Origin of the sequence: Oscillatoria salina IIICB1 (assembly GCF_020144665.1) — a bacterium.
Lineage (GTDB): Bacteria > Cyanobacteriota > Cyanobacteriia > Cyanobacteriales > SIO1D9 > IIICB1.
This window is the reverse complement of sequence record NZ_JAAHBQ010000026.1, coordinates 53,091-63,213: the sequence shown is the minus strand read 5'-3', so window position 1 is coordinate 63,213 and position 10,123 is coordinate 53,091. Positions and strand designations below refer to the sequence as shown.

The 10,123-nt window shown below is 40.7% G+C and carries 8 protein-coding genes; 3 read left to right on the top strand and 5 right to left on the bottom strand.

Going from position 1 to position 10,123, the window contains the following annotated elements; genetic code table 11:
• Window positions 1–139 precede the first annotated feature (139 nt).
• Window positions 140–322: a hypothetical protein gene (locus G3T18_RS09765; RefSeq protein WP_224410360.1), complete on the top strand. Its 183-nt coding sequence runs from the start codon at window positions 140–142 to the stop codon at window positions 320–322.
• A gap of 177 nt (window positions 323–499) precedes the next feature.
• Here G3T18_RS09765 and G3T18_RS09760 read toward each other — a convergent pair whose 3' ends face one another.
• From G3T18_RS09760 to G3T18_RS09750, 3 genes are all read right to left on the bottom strand, one after another.
• On the bottom strand, window positions 500–688 hold the full coding sequence (locus tag G3T18_RS09760) for a hypothetical protein (RefSeq protein WP_224410359.1): 189 nt from the start codon (window positions 686–688) through the stop codon (window positions 500–502).
• A 417-nt stretch (window positions 689–1,105) separates the two neighbouring features.
• Complete coding sequence (gene sbcC, locus G3T18_RS09755) at window positions 1,106–4,129, bottom strand: exonuclease subunit SbcC (RefSeq protein ID WP_224410358.1); 3,024 nt, start codon at window positions 4,127–4,129, stop codon at window positions 1,106–1,108.
• Window positions 4,130–4,582: 453 nt separating this feature from the next.
• The gene (locus G3T18_RS09750; RefSeq protein ID WP_224410357.1) at window positions 4,583–5,113 is read right to left on the bottom strand and encodes a tetratricopeptide repeat protein; all 531 of its coding nucleotides are present in this window, start codon (window positions 5,111–5,113) and stop codon (window positions 4,583–4,585) included.
• 301 nt (window positions 5,114–5,414) lie between these two features.
• On the opposite strand from G3T18_RS09750, the gene G3T18_RS09745 reads away from it, so the two are divergent.
• Window positions 5,415–6,518, top strand: coding sequence for a ligand-binding sensor domain-containing protein (locus G3T18_RS09745; protein ID WP_224410356.1), 1,104 nt, complete (start codon window positions 5,415–5,417; stop codon window positions 6,516–6,518).
• Between the two features lie 135 nt (window positions 6,519–6,653).
• On the top strand, window positions 6,654–7,436 hold the full coding sequence (panB, locus tag G3T18_RS09740) for a 3-methyl-2-oxobutanoate hydroxymethyltransferase (protein WP_224410355.1): 783 nt from the start codon (window positions 6,654–6,656) through the stop codon (window positions 7,434–7,436).
• On the opposite strand, the gene G3T18_RS09735 is transcribed toward panB, so the two are convergent.
• Window positions 7,433–8,254, bottom strand: coding sequence for a CheR family methyltransferase (locus tag G3T18_RS09735; RefSeq protein WP_224410354.1), 822 nt, complete (start codon window positions 8,252–8,254; stop codon window positions 7,433–7,435). The two genes, panB and G3T18_RS09735, sit on opposite strands and share 4 nt — an antisense overlap.
• Before the next feature lie 58 nt (window positions 8,255–8,312).
• Window positions 8,313–10,076: a methyl-accepting chemotaxis protein gene (locus tag G3T18_RS09730; RefSeq protein WP_224410353.1), complete on the bottom strand. Its 1,764-nt coding sequence runs from the start codon at window positions 10,074–10,076 to the stop codon at window positions 8,313–8,315.
• Between the last annotated feature and the right edge of the window lie 47 nt (window positions 10,077–10,123).

Sequence of the window (10,123 nt, the reverse complement as noted above, 5' to 3'; positions counted from 1 at the left end):
CGACACCAACTATAGCAGGGAAGCAAGTTTGCGATCGAGAATCCTCTTCAGGTACCGAAAACAAAGATACGCAATAGGAAAGAGTAAGGAAAAGTCTGACTTGGTTATCATCGAGGCAAGAATGCTAATTTCAATCTCAATGAATAACCCAATACTGACAATAATCTTAATTACCTTTTTGCTATTACTCGTCCTCGCTCCTTTTGCGGGTTTAGCTCCTTTGTTGCTAATGGTATTAATTTTAGGAGTAGGATGGGCGGTTTGGTTGTTGCTACAAACTTTAGTTTTCGGTGCCGCAGATAGCTCCTCGGATCGAACCTAAATGTATGTTTTCTGTCTGGGGAATTTAGCGATCGCTGCGTTTTTTCGAGCTGTTTTTTGTGGAGATTTGGTGTTTCCGTCGAATATTTTCAGCAATTTTATCAAGATATTCGCTCTTCATTATTGGGTGGGCAAAACCCACCCGAATTATCTAGCTAACAGTTAATAAATTCCTCCTTTAAGCCAAACTCGACCCACGAACTTTTCTCGGAGCGAGATTGTAAAATAAGCTCTTACTGAGTAAGATTCGGTCTACAACCGTTCCCGGTATTTCCTGTTTACAAGAGGTACAATACCAAGAGCGATCGCTCTTTCTCGCATCGCGTTGTAGCGTAGCACCACAACAAGGACAGGAGTTATTGACCATATTTTCCTCCAATATCAAAAGCAAGTTAGTTAGTTACATTCATGGCGATTACAGGAGTTATATATTCGTCCTTTCTCGCAAGGATGACTAACACTAGCTACTAATGCTCTCCTTTGAATAGGAAAGACAAGCATATTACGATAACTTGACTATTTAACCTCTAGCTTTGGTCGGTTTTTTGACCGCAGCTTTTGGCTTCTTGGTTGACAGTTTAATTAACATTTTTTCAAATGTATAGTAGTATTAACCGTACAAAATTTTCCCAAATAGGTTGGGTTAACTCTCCTTTAATTTAGCTAAAACTTGATATAATAAAAGCATTTTTTTTTCTGTTTGGGAAAATTTAATCCTCAAGATAGATGCTTATGCAACTTGATTACATTGTACATTTTTTGGTGGTTATTTTTCCGAAAAAGCTTAATTTAACAATTTCAGTTGAGAACCAGCTTGAGTTTTGTAGACTTCCACACGAGTTTGAAAAGCTTCTTTAAATTGAGGCATATGAGTCACAGTTAAGATACACTGAAAATCGGCAGCGATCGCGTTAATTGCCGCAATCAATCTTTCGCAACCTTCCGCATCTTGCGTCCCAAAACCTTCATCTACAATTAACATTTGTAAAGCCGTTCCTGCTCGCTGAGCTAACAATCTTGCTAAAGCCAAACGAATCGCAAAATTAATCCGAAATGATTCGCCACCAGAATAAGTTTCATAAGGGCGAGTACCTCTAGCATCAGCAATTAAGATTTCTAAAGTATCAATAGTCTTAGCTTTTTTCTTCGAGCGACTGCTGCGTCCTACTTTTTGAGTAATAAATTGGACGTGCAACTGATTGCCAGTAAGTCGAGCTAAAATTTGGTTAGTTTGTGCTTCTAATTGGGGCAAAATATTCTCAATCATCAACGCTTGAATACCCTTTTTCCCAAACGCGATCGCCAATTCTTGATAAACTCGATATTGCTTGCGTACTGCTTGCAAACGCTGTTGAGATTGTGCGTATTGTTGCTCTAAAGTTTCGATTTGAATCAGAGCTTGTTCTAAACGTCCTTGCTGGGCGATCGCGCGATCTAACTGTTGTCTTTTTTGCGAAATTTGCTCTTCTAAACAACTAATTTCCGGTCTAACATCTTGCATTTCTTGCCTTTGCGCGACCAAATTATCTAACTCTAACTTCATATTTTCTTTGTCAGCAAGTCGCACTTGTAACATTTGCTCTAATTGTTGCAAATCTGCCGCTAATTTCGGATAATCTTGCTTTGATTGTGCTAATTTTTGGTAAGGTAATTCCCATGCTTGCGCCTGACGACACTGTTCGATAATCTGATTATGAGTTTGTCGATTGTAACCCAATTCCGCCAAATAGCGATCGAGGCGTTCAATTTCCTGCTGAATTTCCGAACTTTGACGTAACTGGGCGATCGCATTTTCTAGTCCCTCAATACGTTGCTTTAGTTGCGGTTTTTGCGCCTGCAAAGCAGCTAATCTTTTTTGCGCGTCATCTAACTTAGCTTGACGAATTTCTGCCCAACGCCAATTATTTACCTCTCCCCTCACCAAAGCATGAGTTTGTTCGTCATAATTCAACTCTGCTAATCGGCGATCGAGTGAGGCTAATTTTGCTTGTAAATCGAGAGCGTAACTACCCAGATTTAGCGATCTCTCAATCTCTTCTTTTTGTGTCACAATTTGTTGCAATCGCTCTCGCAAACCTATTTTACTATCCAATTGCGCTTCCAGTTGTCCCAATTGCTGTTGCAAAGAATCATAACCAGCTAATTCCTTCGATAACTTCGCATATTCCGCCCGTAATACCTGCAATTCTCGTTCGCAGACCGCCATTTGTTCCCGAATCGCCCAAAATTGCTGTTGAATCTCATCCTGTTGAGTTTGAGTTTTGTTAATCACATGGTTGCGATAATGTTCGTCTAGAGGGCGATCGCACAACGGACAAACTGCACCCGGAGTTTGCAACATTTCCAGTTTTTGCTGAAGTTCCCCTAGTTGTTTTTCGTAAACCCGTTGATTCTCTTGCAAACGTTCCTGAAATTTCCCTCTTTCTTGTCCTTTTTCTAACACTCGCTGTTGATAAACTCGCTTTTTATCTAACTCGCCAATTTGCAGATCGACAGCCACAACTTTTGATTTCATTCCGGGAACTTCTGAAGCTTCTAATTGTAATTCCCTTTCCGAACTATGCAATTGTTCTAACCTAGCATTTAATGTCGCTCGCGCTTGATTTATTTCATTTTCAATCCTGTTGCGCTGCTGTAATAAAGGAGCTACTTGCAATTGCACTTCGTCAAGTTTTTGTAAATTGCGGCGATGGTGAGATAATTTTTCTAAAGCCGCAGCGACTTCATCCGAATGACTGAGAACTTCTTCAATTTCTAACTCTTGTTGTTCTAAAGCTTCTAAGTGAGTTTGAGTTTGTTTAATTTCCAGATTTACTTGATTAATTTTTTCAGTTAACTGTTGTTGTCGCTGCTGTTTTTGTTGTTGAGCATCTTGATAAGCTTGAAATTTATCGCTCAAACTAGCTTCTTGGGCTTGTAAACTTTGCAAACGTTGATATCCAGCAACAATTTCCGTTTCTTGCGCGAGAAACTTTTCTAACTCCGACAAACGACCTTGTAGCGAAAGACAATCCTTAGTTAAGCGATCGCAATCTTGAGTATGATGGCGATAGCGATCTTGATGCCAACTTAACTGTTGTTCCCAAGTTTTAATCTCATTCGCCACCAATTGTAACTCTTGGAGCCGCACCAAATCGCGATCGTGCAATTTTTGCAATTGTTCTAATTCTGCATCTAGACTAGTTCGTTCCTCAATCAAATCTTCTTTTTCTTGAAGTTGTTGCACCAAAACCTGCAAACTTTGCTCCAACTCCTCAGCTTGTCCCTTATACTGCTTCGATAAATCCTTAGCTTTCTCCGCCAACTCCTCATATTGACTTAACTTCAGCAAATCTGCCAAAATTTGCTTACGTTCATTCGGACGACGAGACATGAACTCATCAGCCCGTCCCTGACGCAAATAAGCCGAATTAATAAAAGTATCGTAATCCAACCTAATTTGCCCTAAAATTTGCTCCTGCGTATCTTTAACACCTTTACCACTAATAGAGCGAAAACCGCCACCACTTTCCACTTGAAACTCTAACGCCGCACTTCGCCCTCTCGTCCGACTACGAATTATCTTATAAACTTGATTATTATTGATAAAAGTGAAATCTACCCGGACATCTTTCGCCCCAGTATTAATTACATCATCTTCTGTCGCAGCTCGACTTTGACCCCAAACCGCCCAGGTAATTGCTTCCAGCAGCGATGACTTCCCTGCACCATTAGCACCACAAATACAAGCCGTATGCAACCCCCGAAAGTCCAAAGTTGCGTCTCGATAGCTCAAAAAGTTTTTTAGAGTTAATTGCAACGGAATCATGCAGTCACACAACCATAGTTTTTTTCTGCCGGAAAAAAGCAGTATCTACTCGCACTTTGCTTAGTTTATCGGCGTATTAGCAAAGATTGTAGCCTCAATCGACAAATATTTACAATTGTTGATTATTTTGGCAATTAACAATTGTCCAAGGTAACGCTGCTAATTCCCCTAGGTATTTCTCCCAGCGCATCCCACGAGCGCGATTATCATAATTGAAGTGATTGAGGCAGAAATCCTTCGCGAAGCTCTAGAAAGATTTTTTCGTGCAAGTTTATCGGTAGGATCGAGTTAGTTTAAATATTGCTGTTAATGTCAGCTAAAAAAAATTTCTCCTCGGGATGGGGAGAAATTTTTGTTGAAACTTTCCTCTTATAAAATTAACACAATCTGACAACCTACCGACACTAGTTAACTTTGGGCTTTGCTTAGACAGTTTGGTGACGAACAAGGTTTCTAAGTAGTCACTGAAAGCATTTTGTTTTTTGAGTGAGGTACTTTTTTTTGACAACTTTCCCGATGAAGTTTTGCTGCTTTTAAATTGGGATCGAGTTTCAAAGCAGCTTCAAAACAAGCGATCGCGCCTTCGTAACGTTTTAAATAAGCTAAGGCGATTCCTCTACTTCTCCAAGCTTGGGCATAATTAGGGTTGAGAGCGATCGCGCGATTACTCGATTGCAAAGCTTCAGCATATTTAGCTAATTTTGTCAAGGTTCGAGCGCGATTATGCCAAGCTTGTGCCGAATTAGGTTGAATTTCGACAACGCGATCGTAGTCAGCAAGTGCTTCGGTGTATCTACCTAACTTATGGTAAGCATTACCTCGCTTATTCAAAATTTTGGCACAGTTAGGATGGAGAGAAAGTATAACAGATAAAAGTTCGATCGCATCTGCAAATTGACCAAAATTATAGTATTTTCTTGCTAGTTTGTAACAAGATTGGGAATTGGGAAATTCAAAAGTAGGAGTAGGTGTTGAGCAAATCATGTGAGGAAAGTTCAGAAATCAATCTATAATATAGAGTCGCCTGAATCGAAAAGATTTTCAGTGATAATACAAGTTAGAGTTAGCGATCTCAATCACTGGCGTGAGTGATTACTCGCAAAAACTCAGCAATAGAGGCATCCTACTCAAGATAGATAGATTAGGGGTGGGGGGTAAAAGCTTCCAGGTAGAGTTGACAGAAATTTGGTTTAATATTTATTCTTTCAAAAAATCCCAACCAGATGAGAACGTCACTGGCACTCAGATACAATAAAAATGTCCCTTGCCATAAGACCCGAAAGTTATGGTCAAAACAAATCCGCGTAAAAGTTTGGCGAGATTCCTTTGGGGCGGTGGGTTCTACCCCATCGCTGCGACACTATTAGTGTGGAGTTTACCGATTTACACTCAGGTAGCAGCACAAAATCCGGAAGTGTTCGTTCCTAGTTATCCTGACACGGCACCACCGCCACGCCAACAACCTTTACCCCCCGAACGAGTCCGAGAAGAACTCCAACCTGCGGAGCGAGATTTTCGGGTAACAGCTTTGCAAGAAGATTATACAGGTAATTTGTGGGTCGGTTCTTGGTTAGAGCTAACACGCATTGACCCGAACACAGGACGAATTCTCGCGAGAGTTTCCTTGCCTAATTATCGCATTGGTTCCCTTGCCCAAGATAAAGTAGGAAGGATTTGGGTAGGAACTTACGACGGTTTAGCGCGAATCGATCGAATTACGAATCAAATTTCTCTGCAAAATTTCCGCTTACCTTCTAATCGAGTATTATCATTATTAGTCGATAACCGAGGTTATTTGTGGGTAGGTAGCGATCGCGGACTTTCTTTAATTAGTCCTGACCAAGGATTATTAATCACTACTCTCCAAGAACTTCCCGGTATTAGCGCCAACGCCATGACTCTCGATAATCAAGGTCAATTGTGGGTAGGAACTCTGGAAGGTTTAGTTAGAGTAGATACCGCTAGTGCTTTTGTTATCGGTCGCATCAGTAACATTCCTGGCGGTTTAGTACAAACGATGACCACCGCACCTGACGGACTGCTCTGGGTAGGAACTCCCAATAGTTTATTAGTTATTGACCCAGAAACTCGCGAAATCTTGCGTTCTGTTACCCCACTGCGAGGACGCAATGTCACCAGCGTCCGCTTTGCTGAAGATACTAGCGTTTGGGTAGGAACTACTTCTGGTTTATTGAAAATAAAAGCAGATAGCGGCGCAGTCCTCGGTGTAGTTCCCAATTTACCATCACAAAAAATTCTTTCCCTTTCGCCAGATACCGGAAATAAACTTTGGGTGGGAACCAGCGAAGGATTAGCTTGGGTTAGTCTGACTACAGGTAGAGTTAGACCGCACCTAGCTTTTGTTCGAGAAGCCCCCGTAGATTATTAAGATCGGTGAACAGTTACCAGTTACCAGTTACCAGCGAACAGTTACCAGTGACCAGTTTATTCGCTAATTGCTTCTTGTCTCCAATCTCTACTGATAACTGAACCCAATCGCCAATCACTAATTATCAATTCCAAAATGTCAATTACAATCAAACAACTCATTAAATGGAAACAACAAGGACGTGAAATAGTGGTACTCACCGCGTGGGATTACCCGATCGCCGAAATTTTGGACGAGGCGGGGGTAGACTTAATTTTAGTGGGAGATTCTCTGGCGACGGTAGCTTTGGGACATCAAACGACTCTCCCGGTAACTTTAGATCAAATGATTCACCACGCAGCCGCAGTGTGTCGGGGGGTAAAACAAGCCTTAGTTGTTTGCGATTTGCCTTTTTTAAGCTATCAAGAAAGTGCCGCCCAAGCGCTACATTCCGCCGGACGAATCTTAAAAGAAACAAATGCTAAAGCCATAAAATTAGAAGGAGGATATCCAGCGATCGCGGAAACCGTGGCAAAATTAACTACTGCTGGTATTCCCGTGATGGGTCATGTTGGTTTAACTCCTCAGTCTGTACATCGCTTGGGATATAAGCAACAGGGAAATACTGACTTAGCGCGATCGAGAATAATGAATGAAGCGATCGCTCTTGCTCAAGCAGGTGCCTTTGCAATTATCTTAGAACATATTCCCCACGATCTCGCCGCAGAAATTACGGCTAAATTAGCCATTCCCACCATTGGCATTGGTGCTGGTGTTGACTGTGACGGACAAGTGTTAGTCACTGCTGACTTACTCGGACTGACCAAAAAACAACCACCCTTTGCTAAAACTTACACTAACTTGCGCCCGATTGTTACCCAAGCCGTCGAAAATTATGCGGCTGATGTGCGCTCGCGACAATTTCCCAAACTTGACTAACTACGCAGTTTGTAAAAAACAGCTTTATTAAATTGCAACTGCTGAAACGAGTCATCTAAATTAAGCGTAGTTTCTCCACTACCAAGAAATAAATAACCATGAGGTGAAAGAACTTGTTTAACCTTATCCAAAACTTTTTTTTTCGTTTCCACATCAAAATAAATCAGCACATTGCGCAAAAAGATAATATCAAAAAAGGATTGTGTCAAAGAATCAGTTACTAAATTCATTTGGCGGAATTCGACCATCTCGCGAATACAATCTTTAAGTTGCCATTCATAACCTGAATTGTGGAAATAATTCATCAGCAATTGTTTAGGTAGTCCTCGGGCAATTTCTACCTGACTATAGCTTCCTTCACGAGCGCGATCGAGCATTTTACTAGACAAATCAGTAGCCAGTAATTGAACTTGACCATGAGCAAGTTCCGGAAAATGTTCGCATAACAGCATCGCAAGACTATAAGGTTCTTGACCGCTCGAACAAGCCGCACACCAAACATTTAAACGGCGTTTTCCTCGTTGGTTAGAGATTAACTGAGGTAAGATAAATTTAGCGATCGCCTCAAAAGGATATCCATCCCGAAAAAAAGATGTCTCAGTCAAAAGCATCGCTTCCACGACTTCGATATGCAAGCGACTTAAAGGTTGAGTTTGTAACTTACTTATTAACTCACCAAGAGAATTTAACTTCATCTTAGCCACTAAAGGAGCCAAGCGTAACTCAGCTAAATAGGCTTTGTCGCTATCTAACACCATCGAGGAATATTGACGCATCAGTTGGCGAAGATAGTTGAAATCACAACTGTTAATAGACATCTAAAATTGGTTACTTATTAAATTAGTTGAATTAACTCTACCAGAGCCAAAAATTCCATCACGATTGCGAGCGAAAATTAGTGACCGAACTTTGAAGTTGATTAACCACAACCGCCAACCCATCTAAAGAAATTGTTACCTCCTCTGCTTTTCGAGCAGTTGTGGTCGAAATAGCATTCACTTGAGTAACACTAGCAGCAATTTCCTCAGCAGCAATAGTCTGCTTCTGACTAGCAGAAGTAATATTTTGTACTAAAGCATTAATTTCGTAGCTAACTTCAATAATCGCATTCAGATTAGTTTTAGCAGCCGCCGCAATTTGGGTTCCTTCCACTACCTGTTCATTTCCCGACTCCATTGCCACCATTACCCGACTAATTTCCTCTTGAATTGTGCGAACAATTTCGGCAATTTCTTCAGTAGCAGCCGCAGAACGTTTAGCTAACTTGCGAACTTCTTCAGCAACGACAGCAAAACCTTTTCCTTGTTCTCCAGCTCGTGCAGCTTCAATAGTAGCATTGAGAGCAAGTAAATTAGTTTGAGAAGCAATTTCAGAAATAGAAACCACAATTTTGCCAATTTGACGCGAACCTTCACCCAAACAATTCATCATTTCAGATGTTTCGGCAATTGTTTGGCGAAGTTGATTAATTCCCTCGACAGTTCTATCAACAGCTTTACCTCCAGTTTCCGCAGTTTGAGCAGCTTGTTGAGTAACTTGTTCCGCTCGTGTAGCTGCTTCAGAAACATCTTTAATCGAGCTAATAATTCGCTCTAACTGACGTAAAGTCGCTTCAATTTGTGATGCTTGAGTCCGAGCTTGTTGAGCTAATTCAGTAGTATCGCCAACCGAGGCAGTCGTAGCTTGATTTACTTGAAAAGTTGCCTCTTGAATATCAATCACAATCTTCCGCAACGAACCAACTAAGTAATTAAACGACTCTGCTAGCGTGCCTAAAATTTCGTTATCAACTTGGGCTTGAACTGTTAAATCCCCCTTGGCTGCTCCTTTGATTTCCTCAGACATTTTCCGGACTTGTTTCATTAATGAATCTGCTTCATTTTTGCGTTCTTCGGCAAGTTTTTCTAAGGATTCTGCTGCTTCTTTTTGTTGAGTAATCTCAAAACGGATGCCAATATATTTAACAATTTTGCCTTTCTCGTCAAAGATGGGCGCAATGGTTGAATCTACCCAATAAAATGAACCATTTTTTCGCTTATTTTTAATTTCACCCTTCCAAATTTTACCACTGGAAATAGTCGCCCAAAAATCTTTGAAAAACTCTTTCGAGTGATAACTAGAATTAACAAGGCGGTGATTTTTTCCCATCAACTCTTCGCGGCTATAACCAGAAATTTCGCAAAACTTATCATTGACAAAAGTAATATTTCCTTTGCGATCTGTCTCGCTGACGATCGCCGCTTCATCGAGAACGTTTTGGCGATTTTTGATTTCTTGCATCAATCTCGCTTGCTCGATAGTCAAGTCTTTCAAGTTTGCTTCGGCTTGTTGGTTACTTAACTCTGTCACTCGTTGTGCCAATTGAGCAGTCATTTGGTTAATATTGGCAGCTAGCTCTCGAAGCGAATTGTTTACCTCTGATTGAGGTATACGTGTATCTAGTTTACCATTAGCAATCTCGCTGATAGCTTGGGAAATCACCTCAATTTGTTGCTGCAATCGATCTTGTTTTTGAGTTTTTTTGTAGAAAATGGGCAGAAGAAGACCTGCTAATAAAACAGTACCTAAACCACTAACAAAACTTAGATGACTTAATTGGAAAATTGCGATACTAGTTGTCAAAATTGGCAGAATATCCATAAAAACATCCTTGAAATTTTAGTTTAATTAAAAATTAGGAAAAATCA